This is a genomic window from Roseibium salinum (assembly GCF_026240905.1).
Taxonomy (GTDB): Bacteria; Pseudomonadota; Alphaproteobacteria; order Rhizobiales; family Stappiaceae; genus Roseibium; species Roseibium salinum.
Genome location: NZ_JAPEVI010000003.1, coordinates 677,408 through 695,722, shown reverse-complemented (window position 1 = coordinate 695,722; position 18,315 = coordinate 677,408). Strand labels below are relative to the sequence as shown.

Sequence of the window (18,315 nt, the reverse complement as noted above, 5' to 3'; positions counted from 1 at the left end):
AAGAGCGAGCGCAAATGCCAAAGCGTTTCCATCACCTTTCCCCGTCTTCCTGCCCCGTCCGGGCAGCGGCAGGCCTCACTCGGCCTGGCCGGTATCTTCTCCCAAGAGCTGGTTCATGCTTCTGGCCGGTTCCGCGCAGCCGGCCTTGCCGACGATCTTGGCCGGCACACCGGCGACCGTGGTGTTCGGCGGCACGTCGGACAGGACCACGGATCCGGATGCGATCCGCGAGCAATGGCCGATCTCCAGATTGCCCAGTACCTTTGCGCCGGCGCCAAGCAGGACGCCGTGGCGGATCTTCGGATGGCGGTCGCCGCCTTCCTTGCCCGTGCCGCCGAGAGTGACGCCCTGAAGGATGGAGACATCGTCCTCGATCACCGCCGTACCGCCCACGACGATGCCGGTGCCGTGATCGATGAAGATGCCGCGGCCGACCGGAACGGCCGGATGAATATCGATCTGAAAGACTTCGGAGGCGCGGCTTTGCAGATAAAGGGCGAAATCCCTGCGTCCCTGGCACCAGAGCCAGTGTGCCAGCCTGTGGGTCTGAAGGCCGTGGAAGCCCTTGAAATAAAGGACCGGCTCCAGGAAGCGGTAGCATGCCGGATCGCGGTCATAGACCGCAACGATGTCGACGCGGAAGATCTTGGCCAGTTCCGGATCGTCCGCCAGGGCCTCCAGATAGGTCTGCCGGATCAGCGATGCGGAGACGATGTCCCTGCCAAGCCGGTCGCCAAGCCGGTGGACGACGGTTTCTTCCAGACTGTCATGATTGAGCACGGTTTCGTAGACAAAGGAGGACAGGGCCGGTTCGGCCGTCACCATCGCCTGCGCTTCTTCCCGCAGCTGCTGCCAGACCGGATCATGGGTCGGAACATGCTTCAATTCGGTTTTGCCGATCGATGCCGACATGGCCTGTCTCCTTCTCAAGCCGTCATACAAGGTCCTAAAATAGGACTGACATATGATATTCCCAAATCAAACTTGCTGATATCAGATATGAACGACCATTATGAACCGTGAAGTCCAAAAAATCCAGCGACTTAACAACGCACGCCACATCCTGGGAGCCGATATGCCGACTGAAGGCCCGGAAGATGCGAATTCAGCCAATCCTCTGGTGATCGTCAAGGGGCCCGTTGCCGTGCTCCTCCTGAACGCTCGCGAGAAGAAAAATGCCCTGCCCCTTGCTGCCTGGCAGCGATTTCCCGAGGTTCTGAGCGGCCTGCAACAGGACCCGGACATCCGCGTCTGCGTCGTGAAGGGCGCGGGCGGCAAGAGCTTCTGTGCGGGCGCGGACATCTCCGAATTCGAGGCCATCCGCTCGTCCCCTGAAGCGGCGAAACGCTACGACGACATCAACGTGGCCGCATTCAAGGCCTTGAAGGCGCTTTCCGTTCCGGTCATCGCGGCGATCGAGGGCCCGTGCCTCGGCGGCGGGCTCGGGCTCGCCCTTGCCTGCGATATCAGGATCGCCGCCCAATCGGCGTTCTTCGGAATACCGGCAGCAAGGCTCGGACTGGCCTATCCCCCCGAAGCGCTGAGCGACCTTCTGGAAGCCGTTTCCCTGTCGGACGCCAAACAGCTGCTGTTCACCGCCGAGCGCGTTTCCGCGGACAAAGCCCTGCAGATCGGCCTGATCAACGAAGTCGTGGCCGAGGGCGAACTCGACCGCCGCATCGCCGCCCTGTGTGCCACGATCAGCTCGAACGCTCCGCTCTCGCTCAAGGCCGCCAAACACGCACTGGATCATCTGGCCCGGCCGACCGGTACCACCGACCTTGGCGCCGCCCTGCAGAACGCCCAGACCTGTATCGACAGCGAAGACTACCGGGAGGGATACAGGGCCTTCCTGGAAAAGCGTGCTCCCGAGTTCAAGGGACGCTGAACTTTAAAGACACGATTGCGAGATCCGTTCTCTTCCAGCGGGCCAGGGCCCTACCGGAATCGATTTTTCAGGAAATGCGGCCAAGTCTCTGCAATAGCGCAGCTATTCACTCAGGCAATCACCGCATCGGCCTTCAGGTCGAGCAGAAAATCCTCGACGGCAGCGGCGAAGATATCGTTCTTGTCGCCAGCGACCATGTGGCCCGCGTCGCGGATGTCGGTGAATCTCGCGTGGGGGACCTGTTGCTGGAACTCGCGTACATGTTCCATCGACACCAGCTCCGAGTTCTGGCCGCGCACCAGCAGTACCGGCAGGGACAGGTTTCCGGCGGCCGCGTGGATTTCATCCTGGACAGAGACCGCCTGTCCCGGATCCTGATGCTGTTTGGCTTTCAGGAAGGCAGGGTCCCAATGCCAGCGGAAACGGCCGTCGTCATGCAGCCTGAGGTTCTTGGAAAGGCCGGAGAGGTCCTTGGGGCGCGCCCGGTTGGGCAGGTACCGCGCGATCGCGTCGGCGGCCTCCTCGACGCTCGCAAAGCCTTCATCGACCCTGTCCCCCATGAAGCCGAGTATCTTGCTGACGCCGCCCATGTCGATCCGCGGCGTGATATCCACCAGCACCAGCGCCGCCAGTGCGCCGTTGCTCTCCCGTCCTTCGGCGAGCATGCCCGCAAACCCGCCGAGCGAAGCTCCCACGACGACCGGTTTGGCACGGTGGAGAGCCTGGATCTGACGGGTGACGGCGACGAGATCCTTGGCAAAGTCGAAAAAACTGTAATTGCCGCTCGCCACCCAGTCGCTCTCGCCATGGCCGCGCTGATCGAGCGAATAGACCGGATGGCCGAGCTCCGCGATGCGCGCGGAGGCCGCGTCCCAGGAATGCCGAGTCTGGCCGCCGCCGTGCAGCATGACCACCGGCTGTCCGCCCTCTCCATACCGGTCGGCGACAAGACCGTTCTTCTCGGCCCCTTGAAAGACGACACGCTTTGGACCCATGACTTCTCCCCTATGCCGGCGCCTGTTTCGGCCCCACAGTTCCTTCAGGCATCCACGTTGTTCAGGAAAGCAAGAACGCCCTGTTTGTGAACCTTGTCGCCGACGGCCAGCATATGATCGCGTCCCGGGATCTCCAGCACCTCGGCATGGGGGATCAGCGCGGCGAGCTTCTGCGGCGAGCCGGCAATATCGTCCCTGGTTCCAACGGCAACCAGAACCGGGCGCTCGATTCTGGCGACATCCTCTTCGCTGATTTTCTGGCGCGAGGAGCGCATGCAGGCAGCCAGCGCCCGGCGATCCGAACCGGTCTGCTCGGCAAAGGCGCGGAACGCACGTCCATTCCGGTCGCTCACGTCCTGCAGGCGCTCGGCCTCGAGCGCGGTGGCTATCGGCTCCGGATCGCCCACGCCTTCGATCATACCGTAACCTAGCCCGCTGAACACAGCCCGCCGGACACGGTCCGGATGATTGAGTGTCAGGAAGGCCGATATGCGCGCGCCCATGGAATAGCCCATGACATCGGCGCGCTCGATACCGAGATGATCGAGAACGCGCCTTGCATCCTCGGCCATGACCGGTGCTCCGTAGTCGGCCGGATCATGGAATTTCTGGCTGTCGCCGTGTCCGCGGTTGTCGATGGCGATCACGCGCCGACCGTCCTTCACCAGAAGGTCGACCCAGCCGGGATAGATCCAGTTCACCTGCTTGTTGGACGCAAATCCATGAATAAGCAGGATCGGGTCGCCCTCCCCTTCGTCGAGGTAGGCGATCCTCACTCCATCGGCTTCAAATTCAGGCATAAGAAGAACTGACCCTTACGTAAACGGAAAACCTCTTTATGGCTACAGTAAGAGGTTTGCACATCGATGGCAAAGCCGAATTGGCTGAAAAAGCGCAGGCAACCAATGCGGCGGTGGATCGCAGGACCATGCCCCTACCCATTCGTTTTACAAATGGATATGGTCGGAAAAATTTGTTATCGGGGCACGAAATCGAAGGCCCTTCCGTAATATCAAAGAGGAATGTGACAATGGCGGATCATGTTGTCCCGCATTTTCAGAATTCGAGCGGACACGATTCCGTGGCGATCGGCGCACGCGAGTTCATGTGCATCGGTGCCAATCCTCCCTTCGACCATCCCCACATCTTCCTGGACATGGGCACGGACAACGAGATGGTCTGCCCCTATTGCTCCACACTCTACAAGTTTGACCCAACCCTGCAGGCGCACGAGTCCTCCCCGAGGGATTGTAGCTGGACACCGGCCGCCGCTTGACCCGAAAGCGGTCTCATGACCCAAGATGGTGATGTTCAGCACCCGATCGTCATCGCCGGGGCCGGCATTGGCGGCCTTGCCGCTGCCCTGGCCCTGGCGCAACAGGGGCATCGGATCGTGCTCATGGACAGGGCCCGGCAGCTTTCGGAAGTCGGCGCGGGCCTGCAGCTGTCCCCCAATGCCTGCTCGGCCCTGGACCGGCTCGGCGTACTCGACGCCCTGAAGCCCGTTGTTTGCGCGCCGGATTCCTTGAGGATCTGGTCGGGAAGATCGGGCCGCCAACTGGGCCGCGTGCAACTCGGCAGCTTCATAGAGCAGCGCCACGGATATCCCTTCTGGGTGGTTCACCGCGCGGATCTGCAGCGCATTCTGTTGGACAAAGTCCGCGAAACGCCAGGCATCACCCTCCGGCTTGGAGCGGAGGTCCTCGACCTTGCGCCGTCCCCCTATGAACACCTTGTCTGCATCTACCAGGACGAAAACGAGACGGGAAACCTGCACTGCCGGGCGCTCATCGGCGCCGATGGCGTGTGGTCGAAGACCCGCAAGATCGTTCCCAGGCATCAGAACGCCCATTTCAGCGGCCAGGTTGCCTACCGAGCAACGATTCCGATCGACAAGGTAGCGCCGCGGTGGACCCGGGATTCGGGACTTTGGCTGCACAGCAATTCCCATCTTGTCCACTATCCGGTTCGCGGCGACCGCGAGCTCAACGTCGTGGCTTTGGCGGAAGAGGCGTGGCAGGACGAGACGTGGTCGGCAAAAGCGGACAAGGAAGCCCTGTTGCACCGGTTCAAGGACTGGCCCTCCGATGTGCGCAATCTGCTCAGGCTGCCTGAAACCTGGCTGAAATGGGCGCTGTGCAGCGTCGACGCGTTGGGACCCTGGACCCATGGCCACGTAGCTCTCATGGGAGACGCGGCCCACGCAATGCTGCCCTACATGGCCCAGGGAGCAGCCATGGCGATTGAAGACGCCATCGTTCTGGCGAGGCACCTGCCCGGGGACGTGAAGAACATACCCGCCGCACTCAGAGCCTTCGAGCGATCGCGGAAGCCGCGTGTCTCGCACATTCAGTCCATCGCCTTCCGCAACGCCAGGGTTTTCCATTATACCGGAGTTCCGGCGTTGGCCCGCGACACGGTTCTGCGCCTGTCGAAACCGGCAAGGATGACGGCGCGCTTCGACGGCATCTACAGCTGGACAGCGGACCAATGATGCCGGCTTTCGCTTGAGCTCGGCAGAAAGCTGGGATAAAGCCAATCCCCATCCATGTGTCAGGGAGTTCTTGAAGATGACCGGTGAGAAGGCAGATGATGTTGTAACCGCTGCGTTTCTGGTCATTGGCGACGAGATCCTGTCCGGCCGCACCAAGGACAAGAATATCGGCTTCGTGGCCGATTACCTGACCTCGCTCGGTATCGACCTCAGGGAGGTCCGGGTGGTTCCGGACGACAGGACCGAGATTGCAGATGCGGTCAACGCGCTGCGCGCCAGATATACCTACGTCTTCACCTCCGGCGGCATCGGGCCGACCCACGACGACATTACCGCCGAAAGCATCGCGGCAGCCTTTGGTGTTCCGCTGAACCTCGATCCACGCGCGGTCGCGCTGTTGGAAACCCACTATGCTCCCGGCCAGTTCACACCGGCGCGCCAACGCATGGCGCGCATTCCCGAGGGCGCCGACCTGATTGAAAACAAGGTCTCCAAGGCGCCGGGTTTCAGGATCGGCAACGTGCATGTCATGGCCGGCGTTCCCGCCATCATGCAGGCCATGATGGACGCCATCGCGCCCACCCTGGCGACCGGCCGGATAATGCTGTCGGAAACCGTTGCCGCCGATATGCCGGAAAGCCGGATCGCGGACCGGCTTTCCGCGATTCAGGACGCTCATCCGGAGACGCTGATCGGTTCATACCCGAGTGCTTCGGAAGGAAAATTCACCACACAGATCGTTATCCGGTCACGGAACGAGGCTGCCTTGAAAGCCGCGGCCGCGGACGTGGCCGAGGCGGTTGCCGACATCCTGGGATAACCTGAAGGACGAGATATGGAAAACCCCGCCCAAAACAAAGCATTCCCGGTGTCCTGGGACATGTTTCACCGAGATTCCCGCGCGCTGGCCTGGCGCCTGTCGAGCGAAGGCCAGTGGAGAGCCATCGTCTGCATCACCCGGGGCGGCCTCGTGCCCGCCGGTATCGTTGCGCGGGAGCTGGGGATCCGGACAATCGAGACGGTCTGCATCGCGTCCTATCACGATTATGACAACCAGGGCGAACTGAAGGTGATCAAGCCGATCGACCCGAAGGTGATCGATCTGGAATCCGGCGAAGGCAGCGGCGTACTGGTGATTGACGATCTGGTCGACACCGGAAAGACGATGATGATCGTGCGCGAGATGCTTCCCAAGGCCCATTTCGCAACCGTCTACGCCAAGCCCCAGGGCGCTCCAATGGTCGATACCTTCATCACGGAAGTCTCCCAGGACACCTGGATCTACTTCCCGTGGGACATGGGCTGGCAATTCCAGCCGCCGCTGTCAAAGGATACGGCCGGGTAAGTTTGCGCGTGGCCATCACCGGAAGGTGAAAGCTCCGCCACTTTTCCGCCAGTATGTTCGGCTTTACGCTATAAAGGACCGGTCAGACCCTGTTTGACCGGTCGTTTCGTCTGCGCGAAGACTTTGTGATCGAACACGGGATACGGAATGCTGAACCGACGACTGTTTCTTGCCTCCGCCGCGGCCAGCCTCGCCGCCGGTTGTGCTTCCAGCAGGCAGACCGGCGAACGGCTGCCCGGTACCGCCGCCGGCCCGAACAATCGAATCCCGCCGGAATACCTCTACATGTACAGGGCAATGCCCGAAGAGCGTTTTCCTATTCCCGCAGTCGACTTGACCAAGATCGACCCGGTCTATTACCGGCGCTACGTCGACTACAGTTCAACGGAGCCAGCCGGAACGATTGTCGTCGATACGCCGAACAGGTTCCTCTACCTGACCATGGAAAACGGCAAGGCAATGCGCTACGGCGTCGGCATCGGCCGTGCCGGCTTCGGATGGGGCGGACGCGCCCATATCGCCAGCAAGCAGGAATGGCCCAGATGGCACCCCCCGGGGGAAATGATCGACCGGGAGCCCGAGCTCGAGAAATACCGCGACGGGGGCATGGATCCCGGTCTGGACAACCCGCTCGGCGCCCGCGCGCTCTACATCTATGAAGGCAACCGGGACACGCTCTACCGCGTCCACGGCACGTCAGAAACCTGGTCCATCGGCAAGGCCGTGTCTTCAGGCTGCGTCCGACTCCTCCAGCAGGACGTCATAGACCTTTACAACCGGGTTCCCGAGGGGACGCCGATCGTCGTGATCCAGGACCAGCAAGCCGTTGCTGCCGGACCGGAGGTTTATTCAGGGCCTGGAGAAACTGGTGGAGTTGGTGGACCTGATGGACCTGACGTCTATTCGGATACGCAGGTCTATTCGGGACCGGTGGTCTATTGAAGCCTCGCCGTTGCGGTGCCCGATTGGGCGCCGAAAACCGGTAATACCAACCGTCATTGATTATGACTCATCTGATGGACCATATCGGTTTGCCGGCGAGGCGCGTCGCGCAGCTCGACCGTCCGGTCGGGCAAGCGATGCAACGACGTCCGGCGGGCCGATATGGTCCACCGAAGGCCCTGTTTTCGAAACGCCCGGGCGTCGTCGCACTTCTTGGCCGATGCCCCGCATCGCCCTGCGAAGAGCTCCTCGCCGGACGGTCCGAAAACTCGGTCAGATGGGTCATAATCAATGACGGTTGGTATAGATCCGCACCCTAGACGTCGATCCTCACCCGCCTGACCGCGTCAATGCCGTCCAGGCGGACGTCGCAGCCGATGGCGAACGCCTCCACGCCGGCCTCGCGGGCGGCCGCGAATGCGGCGGCATAGGCCGGGTCGAGGTCGGCAGCAAGACTGAGACTGCTGCAATCGGGGCGTTGGACCAGAAACACCATGACCGCCCGGTGGCCGTCCGCCACCATATCGGCCAGTTCGGCGAGATGCTTGGCACCTCTGGCCGTGACGCTGTCGGGAAACTCCGCAAGGCCGGCCTCGCGCATCAGGTGGACATTCTTCACCTCGACATAGGTCTTCGCGCCGTCCTCGCCTTCCAGCAGGATGTCGACGCGTGAGTTCCGGCCGTATTTCACCTCACGCCTGAGAGACTGGAAGCCGGACAGCTCTTCGATCCGGCCCGCCGCCAACGCCTCTTCCACCAGCTTGTTGGGATGCGCGGTATTGATGCCGACCAGAGCGCCGTCCGCCTCCACCACTTCCCAGGAATACTGTAATTTGCGCTTGGGATTGTCCGACCCGGACAGCCAGACCCGCGCCCCCACCTCCTTGAGGCCGAGCATGGAGCCCGGATTGGCGCAATGGGCCGTGATGGCGGAGCCGCAGTCATCGAGGATGACATCGGCCAGAAAGCGTTTGTAACGCTTGACGAGACGGCCGCTGACCAGCGGAGCGGAAAACTTCATGGGGTCCTACCCTCTTTGTGAGCAGTACAGACGAACGCCGGGAATTTACTTGGCCCAGAAATCCGGGTCCAGAAGCACCAGAACGGTGAAGAGCTCGAGACGGCCGGCAAGCATGGCAGCGGAAAGCAGCCACTTGGCCCCGTCCGGCAACGGCCCGAAGTGACCGGCGGGTCCGATCACCGGGCCGAGGCCGGGACCGACATTGCCGACCGACGTCGCGGCCGCGGAAATGGCCGTGACGAGATCGAGATCGAAGAAAGACAGGGCAACGGTGATAACGCCCACCGAGCCCAGATAGACCACCAGGAACGCCAGAACCGAGAAGGAAAGTTCCGGTGACAGGCGGGTGCTGCCATATTCTTCCGACATGATCCGGTGCGGCCGCACCATCCGGCGCAGATGCGCACGCACGGTTCCGAAGAATACCAGAAAGCGGAAAATCTTGATGCCTCCGGTCGTCGACCCGGTGCAACCGCCTACGAACATCAACAAAAGTGTGATGCCGACCACGGGCGGTCCCCACTGGGCAAAATCCCCGAGCACGTAGCCGGTCCCGGTGGTAATCGAAACCACTGTGAACGTGGCCATGAGCAAGGCATCGTCAAACTGAAGGTCCATGTTGATGCCCAGGTAGACGGTCAGCATCAGCGCCACCACCGTCAGAAAGCCGAGCAGCGCCCTGACCTGCGGATCGCGCCACATCAGAAGCGGATGGCCGCGCAAGGCCTGCACGATCAGAACGAAGGGCAGGGCTCCGACGATCATGAAGACCACTGCCACCCAGGAGGTCGCGGGGTTCTTGAAGTAGCCGAACGACACGTCATGCGTCGAGTACCCACCAGTCGCGATCGTGGTCAACGCATGATTGAACGCATCGAACAGTTCGACACCTGTCACCAGATACGCTGCAATGCACAGAACCGTCAGGAAGACATAGGCGAGCCCGATCAGACGGATCAGTTCCACGGAACGGCTTACGATTTTCTCCGACCGGTCTGAACTTTCGCTCTGGAACAGTTGCATTCCACCGATCCTCAGAAAGGGGAGCAACACGATTGCCATGACGATGATGCCGACCCCGCCCATCCATTGCATGATGGAGCGCCACACCAGGAGTCCTGGCGGAAGACTATCGAGCCCCGTCAGAACGGTAGCCCCCGTGGTCGTGAAACCCGAGACCGCTTCAAAGACGGCGTCGGCATAGCCGATGCCCAGCCACAGGAACGGCAAGGCGCCGAATGCCGGCAGCGTCGCCCAGGCCAGCGTGGTCAGGATGAATGTCTGGCGGATGTCCAGTCCGTCCTGGAGCGCCCCTCCGACGGCAATCGACAGCAGCATGCCCACCATGCCCGTCAACAAGGCCGAGAACACGAATGCCTGCCAGTCGGCATTTTTCTGCGCCACGTCGACAATGGCCGGAATGAGCATGGCCGTCGCGAGCCCGACATACAGAAACCCGAGAACGTTCAACACTGGTCTGAGAGAAATCAAGTACTGTTCTTCCCGAAAACCGCCGTCCGAAACCCCAGGCTCCAAATTCAGAACTGGCAAATTGCCCGCTTGGAGCGAGATGAGCTCTCCTCCTAGCGCCTTTCGCGGCATTTTCCAATGGGCCAGGAAACGTTCCAGGCAAGAAGCATGTCGAGCGGGCCCGTGAACGAGGGGCTGGCACCCCCTGGCAATAATACGGATTCGGGGCGCTGAAACCTGTACTTCCGGCAGTACTTCAAGTTCGAGATTGCCGTTTCCAGACAACACTATGGCTGTTTTCCGGCACATTCGGTTGCTCTGTTCAGACTTTGATAGTGAAAGAATAATACTTTAACGTGCTATAGTTCAGAGAACGTCTTATGCGTGAAATTAGCTAGGGATTGGTGCAATACACAGGCTAGGTCTACACTCGCTTGCATTCCGGATCGGTTTGATTCTGGTTATCATGGTGCTCTGCAGCATCGGACTCGTGTCCGGTCTGAGCTACCTCGAGCTTTCCAGAGCCAGTGAAGAAAACGCCGCGATCCGGATCGACCGTGCTGCCAGGGCGGCCGTTGCGCTCCTGGGATTGGGTACGGATTCGGCCTTGCGCGCTGAGTTCGACGATGCCGGGAGCCCGATTGCCATGCGCATCGCAGGCGCTGCCGATCCATTGGCGGGTGAAGAACTGACCGGGCTGGCGGAGGCGATCGGCCGAGCAAATCAGGGATCTGTCAATCTGTTCAGATGGTCGCCGGAAACCGCATCTTTCAACCGTTTTGCCAGCACCCTCACACGGCCGGACGGCGGTCCGCAGGCGGCCGTGTCAATTCAGGAGGGCCATCCGGCCTACTCCAGCCTGATCGCAGGCAAACCGTTCACAGGGCGCGTTCCCGTCGATGGCCGGTCGCGACCGGCCTATCTGGCGCCCATCCTCGCCGACGACGGCGAGGTCGCCGGTGCCTTCGCCGTTGACATCGGCCCGCTGGACGACCTGACGCGCGCCGAGAACCGTCTCAGGGGCCGCATTGCAGCCGTTGCGATATCGGTCCTGACAGGTGTCGTCCTGATCGGGGGCCTTTTCCTGCGCTTCGAGCTGCTGCCCTTGCGCAAGCTCGCCGAGACCGCCGAAGATCTTGCCGGCGGCAGGCAGCCCAAGAACGTTCCCTATACCGAACGGCAGGACGAGATCGGCGACCTCGCCCACGGCCTGGAGCGGGTAACGGACCTGCAGGACAAGCTGCACAAGCTCGCCTACACCGATCCCGTCACGACGGCCGGCAACCGCGCGCGCTATTTCCTGGATCTCAGCAACACGCTGAAGCAGGCAGAAACCGGTTCGAACTGTGCTTCCCTGATCCATATCGATTTCAACGGTTTCGCCAAGGTCAATGACACGTTCGGCCATCAGGTCGGCAATCGCGTCCTCCTCCAGGCCTATGTCCGCCTTGCCAACGTCTTTGGACCGCGCGCAAAGATCGCCCGCATTTCCGCCGACGATTTCTGCATTCTGCTGCCGTCGGACAACAAGGGGATGCTCGCCGAGGATTATGCGGTAAAGGCGATAGAAATCCTGTCGACGCCTTTCCAGGTGGAAGAAGCGGAAATACGCGTGGAGCCGTGCATCGGCATCGCCCTCCTGCCCCAGGACGCTCACGATGCGGAAAACGCTCACCGGGTTGCGGGACTGGCACTGCGCGCGGCCAAGACGAGCAAAGGCTCCCGGTACGTGTTCTTCTCCGCGCCTCTCAACGAACGCGTCCAAGCGGAAATGCTGATGGAAACGCTGTTGCGCTCGGCCCTGAAAACCGGCTTGCTGAAACTGCATTATCAGCCGCAGGTCCGCCCCACCGATGGCCGGTTGATCGGCCTGGAAGCACTGGTTCGCTGGCCGCATGTGGAACGCGGGCTCATTCCGCCGGGCGAATTCATACCGATTGCGGAGAAGACCGGGCTTATCCTGGAACTCGGGCAATATGTGCTGGAAAAGGCTTGCAAACAGGCCGCGAAATGGCGGCAAACAGGTTTTGCTTTCAACCGCGTTTCGGTGAATGTCTCGCCCCTGCAGTTCCGCCAGCCCAGATTTGCCGCAATGGTCCGGCAAATGCTGACGACCTATGGGTTGCCTGCCCGCATGCTGTGTCTGGAAGTGACTGAGAACGTCTTTCTCGACACAAGCGAACAACTGGTCCTCGACATTCTTTCCGAGCTTCAGGACATCGGTGTGCAGCTGTCCCTCGACGATTTCGGCTCGGGATATTCATCGCTGAGCTATCTGCACAGCCTGCCCTTCCAGGAACTGAAGATCGACCGCGCCTTCCTGACAGAGGCCGACCGGCATCCGCAAAAGGAACAACTGTTTGAGGCCATTGTCGGGCTGGCGCGCAGCCTGGGCCTGCGCGTCATAGCGGAAGGGGCCGAAACCGCCGGAGAGTACGTGCTGTCGGCTGAGCATCAATGCGATGCCATCCAGGGCTATTTCTGCTCGCCCGCCGTTTCGCCGGAACACATCGAGGACTGCCTCGACGAGTTCCACAAGATCCGGACGTCGCTGCACAAACAGATCGAACAGAAGCGTGCGTGAGGTGGGTCAGACCGATGGCCGACCGACTGACGGCAGAATTTCTCAATCGGGGAATTTGCCGGTCATGAGGAACGGAACGGCATCCAGCTTGTGGGCATTCATCATTTCCGCGATCTGCTCGATCGCTGAAACCAGTTGCTTGCGCTCGCCGCTGTCGAGGCTGGCGAACTTCTTCTCGAATTCGTCATGTAGCAGTCCGGGCAGGTTTGAGGCAACCGTCGCCCCCTTCTCCGTCAGTCTGGCATGCACGATCTCGCCTGTCGGACACGGACCGGTAGCGCTCGATCAGACCCTTTTCCTCCAGTTTGTCCAGGATGGTTACCACGGTCGCCGAACTCAGATCGGCATTGTCGGACAGGGCTTTCGTGGTCACCTGCCCCAGGTCACGAATTCCTTGCAACACAACGATTTGTGGTATGGTGAGGCCGGTCAGCCGGGAGACTTCCCGAGAACGCAGATCAATGGCCCTTACAATCTTCCGGATGGCCTTGACCACTTGCAACGACTCCATCGCCTCCATAATTGCACCTCATTCATTTGAACTCTAATCATTAGAGCTCTATATAGTGACCGTCTTTTCAAGAAACGGAGATAATTGTCAATATGTGCGGCATATGCGGCGAAGTTGTTTTCAATGGCACCAAGGCCGATGTTGTCCGGATCAGCCGGATGACCGACGCCATGGAGGCCCGCGGCCCGGACAGTATGGGAGTGACCCAGCGCGGCCGGGTAGCCTTTGGCCACAGGCGCCTGAAAATCATTGATTTGAGCGACCATGGTGCGCAGCCCATGACGGACACCGCCCTCGGGCTGTCCCTGGTCTTCAACGGCTGCATTTACAATTACAAGGAATTGCGCGCCGAACTGATCGAAAAGGGCTATTCCTTTTTTCAACCAGCGACACCGAAGTGATCCTGAAAGCTTGGTCGGAATGGGGCAAAGACTGCTTCTCCAGGTTCCACGGCATGTTCGCCGTCGCCATTCACGAGCACGACAGCGGCCGCTTTCATCTGGCGCGCGACCGGTTCGGCATCAAGCCGCTCTATTACAGCGAAGCCGGCGGCCGCCTGGCCTTTGCCTCCTCCCTGCCTGCCCTGCTGGCCGGAGGCAATATCGATACGTCGATCGACCGGGTCGCGCTGCACCATTACATGAGCTGGCACGCGGTGGTTCCCGCGCCCAGGACGATCCTCAACGGCGTCCGGAAGCTGCCCGCGGCAACGGTCCGCACCTTCGAGGCCGACGGCCGCTCCAGCGACTTCACCTACTGGGAACCTGTCTTTGCCAAAACACCGGAAGACCTGGCCCGCAGCGCGGAAGAGTGGCGCGACATGGTGCTTGAGGGCCTGCGCAAGTCGGTTCGCCGGCGCATGGTGGCGGACGTGCCCGTCGGCGTTCTGCTGTCCGGCGGTGTCGACTCCAGCCTGATCGTCGGCCTGCTTGCCGAAGAGGGCCAGAGGGACCTTGCGACCTTCTCGATCGGCTTCGAGGAAGCCCATGGCGAAAAGGGCGACGAGTTTCAGTATTCCGATCTGATCGCGGAGCACTACGGCACCAATCACCACAAGATCTTCATTCCCTCCTCCGAGCTCCAGGACAATCTTCCCGGAGCCATCAGGGCGATGTCGGAACCGATGGTGTCCTACGACAACATCGGCTTCTATCTGCTTTCAAGGGAGGTCTCGCGACACATCAAGGTGGTGCAATCCGGCCAGGGTGCCGACGAGGTTTTCGCAGGCTACCACTGGTATCCGAAGCTGACTGGCTCGAACAAGCCGTTGCAGGACTATGCGTCTGCCTTTTTCGACCGCACCGAGGAGCAGATGGCGGAAGCGGTCTCGCCCGCCTATCATTGCGAAAAGGACGAGAGTCTCGCCTTTGCGGAGGCCCATTTTGCAAGGCCGGGGGCGGAGGATCCCGTCGACAAGGCATTGCGCCTTGATACCAACGTGATGCTGGTGGATGATCCGGTCAAACGCGTCGACAATCACTCGATGGCCTGGGGCCTCGAAGCGCGCGTGCCGTTTCTGGACCATGAGCTCGTGGAACTGGCGGGACGGATTCCCGCGGAATTCAAACTCGCGCAGGAAGGCAAGGGTGTCTTGAAGGAAGCGGCCCGCAAGGTAGTCCCGAGTGCGGTGATCGATCGGCCGAAAGGCTATTTCCCGGTCCCGGCGCTGAAATACATCCAGGGCGACTATCTGGACATGGTGCGCGATGCGCTGAGCAGCCAGGCCGCAAGGGAGCGCGGGCTGTTCAACACCGCTTATCTGGACAAGCTCTACGCGGACCCGACGAAATATATCACCCCGTTGCGTGGATCCGAACTGTGGCAGGTTGCGTTGCTTGAGATGTGGCTGCAGGCACAGGAGGTCTGATCCATGGCCGAGCATGAACCGTCACGTCCGAAGGGGGCATTCGACCACCGCCTCAAACGCATGCGCGAACACGGCCTCAAGCCGGAATACCGGCGCGAGGAAACGGAGGCCCAGCAGAACCGCTATATCAATTGCGGCTGGGGCCGCCTCGTCTTCGCCAATACCTATCATGACACCGAAAAGCTGGTGGAGGTCCTGCGCGATGAAGGCCCCGACCGGCGCGACATCGCCTTTTACGTGCGCGATCCGCACGTGCTTGTCGGCTCCGCGCCGCAGGAGCTGTTCCTGGATCCCTCCCACACATTCCGCCTGGATCTGGCCACCTATCGCCCGGCCCGAAGCAGGCGCAAGGGCTTCACCGTCCGGCGCCTGTCCTCGCGCAGCGACGCGGAGGCGATCAACGAGCTCTACATAACCCGCGGCATGGTGCCCGTGCCGCCGGAATTCTTCTGGTCGGAACTCGACCCCAGAACCATGACGGTTCTGGTTGCCGAAGAAGATGACAGCGGACTGATTGTCGGCACCGCCATGGGCGTCGATCACAACCGCGCGACGGATGGCGCCGATCACGGCGGTTCGCTCTGGTGCCTCGCCGTCTCGCCACAGGCGCGCTTTCCGGGCATCGGAGAAGCCCTCGTGCGGCGCATGGCCGAAGTCTTCAAGGGCAAGGGCATTCCGCATCTGGACCTTTCCGTGCTGCATGACAACGACCTTGCCATCGGCCTTTACGAGAAGCTCGGCTTCGAGCGGGTGCCTTACTTCACGGTCAAGCGCAAGAACACCTTCAACGAAGCCCTGTTTGCCGGTCCCGCGGTTGAAGACAAGCTCAATCCCTATGCCACGATCATCGTCAACGAGGCGCGGCGGCGCGGCATCCTGGCGGAAATCATCGACGCCGAAGGCGGGTTCTTCCGGCTCTCCTACGGCGGCCGGTCGATCGCCTGCCGGGAATCCTTGAGCGAATTTACCAGCGCCGTCGCCATGTCGCTCTGCGACGACAAGGCCGCGACGCGGCGCATCGTCAAACGGGCAAGCGTCGAGGTGCCGGACCAGATCAAGGCCGATTCGCCGGACGAAGTCGCCGCCTTCCTGGAAAAACACGGTTCCGTGGTCGTCAAACCGGCACGCGGCGAACAGGGCAAGGGGATTGCCATCGACCTGACCACGCTTGACGAAGTCATGGCCGCCATCGACGTTGCCAAGACCTATTCCAGCGATGTCCTCATCGAGGAATTCGTCACCGGCCAGGACCTGCGACTGGTCGTGATCGACTACAAGGTTGTCGCGACGGCCCTGCGCAAACCGGCCGAGGTGACCGGCAACGGCCGGGCGACGATCCAGGAACTCATCGACAACCAGTCCCGCAGACGCTCCGCGGCAACCGGCGGCGAGATCGAAGATCCTCGTCGACGACGAGGTGCGGCGCTGCGTGAGCGCGAGCGGCTTCGAGCTGGACGATGTGCTGCCCGAAGGCCGGAAGCTTCCCGTGCGGCGGACCGCCAATCTTCATACCGGCGGCACCATCCACGACGTAACCGGAGAAACGCATCACACCCTGATAGACGCGGCGATCAAGGCGGCGCGTGCGATCGAAATTCCCGTCACAGGCATTGACTTGATGGTCAAGGACCCCCGACAACCGGAATACCGTTTCATTGAAGCCAATGAACGGCCGGGGCTTGCAAATCACGAGCCGCAGCCGACAGCAGAGCGCTTCATTGATTTCCTGTTTCCCCTGTCGGTACCTCAATCCGTCAGGACAAGCTTGAGCCGGGTTGGGACATGACACTTTTGAATATCGACATTCAATATCTGAGCGAGACGCTGGAGGGGCTTTTGAAGATCCCGAGCCCGACCGGATACACGGATGAGATTGTCCGGCACGTGTCGAAGAAACTGGAAGCTCTGGGTGTCTTTTACGAGGTCACCCGGCGCGGCGCTGTGCGCGCCAGGATCTCCGGCCGGAGCCGCAGGCCGGCCCGGGCCTTCGTTTCGCATCTCGACACGCTCGGCGCCCAGGTCAAGGCCCTGAAGGAAAATGGCCGCCTGGAACTCGTGCCGATCGGCCACTGGTCGGCGCGCTTTGCCGAAGGGGCGCGGACCACGGTCTTTTCCGAGAACGGTGCCTACACGGGCACGATCCTGCCTCTCAAGGCCTCGGGCCACACCTATAACGAAGGCATCGATAACCTTCCGATCGGCTGGAATTACGTCGAATTGCGCGTCGATGCCTATTCAAAGTCGACCGACGATCTTCACCGGCTCGGCATCGATGTCGGCGATTTCGTTGCCATCGATCCGGCTCCCGAGTTCCTCGAAAACGGCTTTATCGTCTCCCGGCATCTGGACAACAAGGCCGGAGTGGCGGTGATGCTGGCCGCCCTCAAGGCAATGACGGAATCGGATATCGAGCCGAACGTCGATATCTTCTGGCTGTTCACCATCGCCGAGGAAACGGGCCACGGCGCACAGTCGATCCTGACCCCCGACATCGCTTCCATGGTGGCCATCGACAACGGCACCACGGCACCGGGGCAGAATTCGGACGAATTCGGGGTCACCATCGCCATGGCCGACCAGACCGGCCCCTTCGACTTCCATCTGACACGCAAGATGGTCCAGCTCTGCCGTGAAAACGATATCAAGTTCCAGAAGGACGTCTTTCGCTACTACCGTTCGGACGCTGCCAGTGCAATCGAGGCCGGTGCCGACGTGCGCACGGCCCTGATCACCTTCGGCGTCGACGCCAGCCACGGCTATGAGCGCATCCACATGCATGCGCTGCGCTCGCTGGCGGAACTTGCCACCGGCTATGCCCTCAGCCCCGTCGAAATCCAGCGCGACGCCCGCGAATTCGCAGGCCTGACCGGGTTCACCCACCAGCCCAGGGAAGACGCGGACCAGCACCTCAATCCGGAGACGGAGGAACCGGAGCCGGAACCCGAACCGGAAGCCGAGCCCGTCGACGAGTAACCCCAATGCTCCACGACGTCGCGGGAGCGAAACGCTGTCGTGGCGTTTCCTCGCAGCGTTTCTCCGAGCGCCACCTGCGTATGTCTCACCGCGAGGAGAACTCGTCCAGACGCCGCGCGAAGCCCTGTCCGGCGGGACCGACAGGCTTTCGCCTGAAGAAGCCGCCACTCTCAGATCACTTGACAATAGCGATGCCTTACCCGGGGTCCCGGTCAATATATCCGT

The 18,315-nt window shown here is 61.3% G+C and carries 15 protein-coding genes and 2 pseudogenes; 10 read left to right on the top strand and 7 right to left on the bottom strand.

Features of this window, described 5'->3' with window-relative positions; translation table 11 throughout:
- Positions 1-75: 75 nt before the first annotated feature.
- The gene (cysE, locus tag ON753_RS07715) at positions 76-912 is read right to left on the bottom strand and encodes a serine O-acetyltransferase (RefSeq protein ID WP_265961984.1); all 837 of its coding nucleotides are present in this window, start codon (positions 910-912) and stop codon (positions 76-78) included.
- A 163-nt stretch (positions 913-1,075) separates the two neighbouring features.
- On the opposite strand from cysE, the gene ON753_RS07710 reads away from it, so the two are divergent.
- Positions 1,076-1,888 (top strand): enoyl-CoA hydratase, encoded by an 813-nt coding sequence (locus ON753_RS07710; protein ID WP_265961983.1) that lies wholly within the window; start codon positions 1,076-1,078, stop codon positions 1,886-1,888.
- Between the two features lie 110 nt (positions 1,889-1,998).
- On the opposite strand, the gene ON753_RS07705 is transcribed toward ON753_RS07710, so the two are convergent.
- Together ON753_RS07705 and ON753_RS07700 are read right to left on the bottom strand one after the other, a co-directional pair.
- Complete coding sequence (locus tag ON753_RS07705; protein WP_265961982.1) at positions 1,999-2,883, bottom strand: alpha/beta fold hydrolase; 885 nt, start codon at positions 2,881-2,883, stop codon at positions 1,999-2,001.
- Between the two features lie 44 nt (positions 2,884-2,927).
- Complete coding sequence (locus ON753_RS07700) at positions 2,928-3,683, bottom strand: alpha/beta fold hydrolase (protein WP_265961981.1); 756 nt, start codon at positions 3,681-3,683, stop codon at positions 2,928-2,930.
- A 230-nt stretch (positions 3,684-3,913) separates the two neighbouring features.
- Here ON753_RS07700 and ON753_RS07695 point away from each other — a divergent pair, with 230 nt between their 5' ends.
- The 5 genes from ON753_RS07695 to ON753_RS07675 all read left to right on the top strand — a co-directional run bounded on the left by ON753_RS07695 (position 3,914) and on the right by ON753_RS07675 (position 7,664).
- Entirely contained in the window at positions 3,914-4,159 is a 246-nt protein-coding gene (locus ON753_RS07695) for a zinc-finger domain-containing protein (RefSeq protein WP_265961980.1), read from the top strand.
- A gap of 15 nt (positions 4,160-4,174) precedes the next feature.
- Positions 4,175-5,377, top strand: a complete 1,203-nt coding sequence (locus ON753_RS07690) for an FAD-dependent monooxygenase (protein ID WP_265961979.1) — start codon at positions 4,175-4,177, stop codon at positions 5,375-5,377.
- 76 nt (positions 5,378-5,453) lie between these two features.
- Positions 5,454-6,197, top strand: coding sequence for a competence/damage-inducible protein A (locus tag ON753_RS07685; RefSeq protein ID WP_265961978.1), 744 nt, complete (start codon positions 5,454-5,456; stop codon positions 6,195-6,197).
- Positions 6,198-6,212: 15 nt separating this feature from the next.
- Positions 6,213-6,722, top strand: coding sequence for a xanthine phosphoribosyltransferase (gpt, locus tag ON753_RS07680; RefSeq protein WP_265961977.1), 510 nt, complete (start codon positions 6,213-6,215; stop codon positions 6,720-6,722).
- A 147-nt stretch (positions 6,723-6,869) separates the two neighbouring features.
- Positions 6,870-7,664: a L,D-transpeptidase gene (locus tag ON753_RS07675; protein WP_265961976.1), complete on the top strand. Its 795-nt coding sequence runs from the start codon at positions 6,870-6,872 to the stop codon at positions 7,662-7,664.
- Between the two features lie 316 nt (positions 7,665-7,980).
- On the opposite strand, the gene sfsA is transcribed toward ON753_RS07675, so the two are convergent.
- On the bottom strand, positions 7,981-8,685 hold the full coding sequence (gene sfsA / locus ON753_RS07670; protein WP_265961975.1) for a DNA/RNA nuclease SfsA: 705 nt from the start codon (positions 8,683-8,685) through the stop codon (positions 7,981-7,983).
- Positions 8,686-8,730: 45 nt separating this feature from the next.
- The gene (locus ON753_RS07665) at positions 8,731-10,155 is read right to left on the bottom strand and encodes a TrkH family potassium uptake protein (RefSeq protein ID WP_265967092.1); all 1,425 of its coding nucleotides are present in this window, start codon (positions 10,153-10,155) and stop codon (positions 8,731-8,733) included.
- Between the two features lie 490 nt (positions 10,156-10,645).
- On the opposite strand from ON753_RS07665, the gene ON753_RS07660 reads away from it, so the two are divergent.
- Positions 10,646-12,739, top strand: coding sequence for a putative bifunctional diguanylate cyclase/phosphodiesterase (locus tag ON753_RS07660; RefSeq protein WP_265961973.1), 2,094 nt, complete (start codon positions 10,646-10,648; stop codon positions 12,737-12,739).
- Positions 12,740-12,781: 42 nt separating this feature from the next.
- Here ON753_RS07660 and ON753_RS26685 read toward each other — a convergent pair whose 3' ends face one another.
- Positions 12,782-12,988, bottom strand: coding sequence for a hypothetical protein (locus ON753_RS26685; protein WP_323054699.1), 207 nt, complete (start codon positions 12,986-12,988; stop codon positions 12,782-12,784).
- Entirely contained in the window at positions 12,924-13,250 is a 327-nt protein-coding gene (locus ON753_RS26680; RefSeq protein WP_323054798.1) for a MarR family winged helix-turn-helix transcriptional regulator, read from the bottom strand. Before ON753_RS26680 ends, ON753_RS26685 begins: the two co-directional genes overlap by 65 nt.
- 92 nt (positions 13,251-13,342) lie before the next feature.
- On the opposite strand from ON753_RS26680, the pseudogene ON753_RS07650 reads away from it, so the two are divergent.
- The 3 genes and pseudogenes from ON753_RS07650 to ON753_RS07640 all read left to right on the top strand — a co-directional run bounded on the left by ON753_RS07650 (position 13,343) and on the right by ON753_RS07640 (position 18,090).
- Positions 13,343-15,117 (top strand): annotated as a pseudogene (locus ON753_RS07650) (N-acetylglutaminylglutamine amidotransferase).
- Positions 15,118-15,120: 3 nt separating this feature from the next.
- Positions 15,121-16,903, top strand: a pseudogene (gene ngg / locus ON753_RS07645) (N-acetylglutaminylglutamine synthetase).
- Positions 16,900-18,090 carry an osmoprotectant NAGGN system M42 family peptidase gene (locus ON753_RS07640; protein WP_265961972.1) on the top strand — a complete coding sequence of 397 codons (1,191 nt, stop codon included), beginning with the start codon at positions 16,900-16,902 and terminating at the stop codon, positions 18,088-18,090. Before ngg ends, ON753_RS07640 begins: the two are co-directional and overlap by 4 nt.
- Positions 18,091-18,315 lie beyond the last annotated feature (225 nt).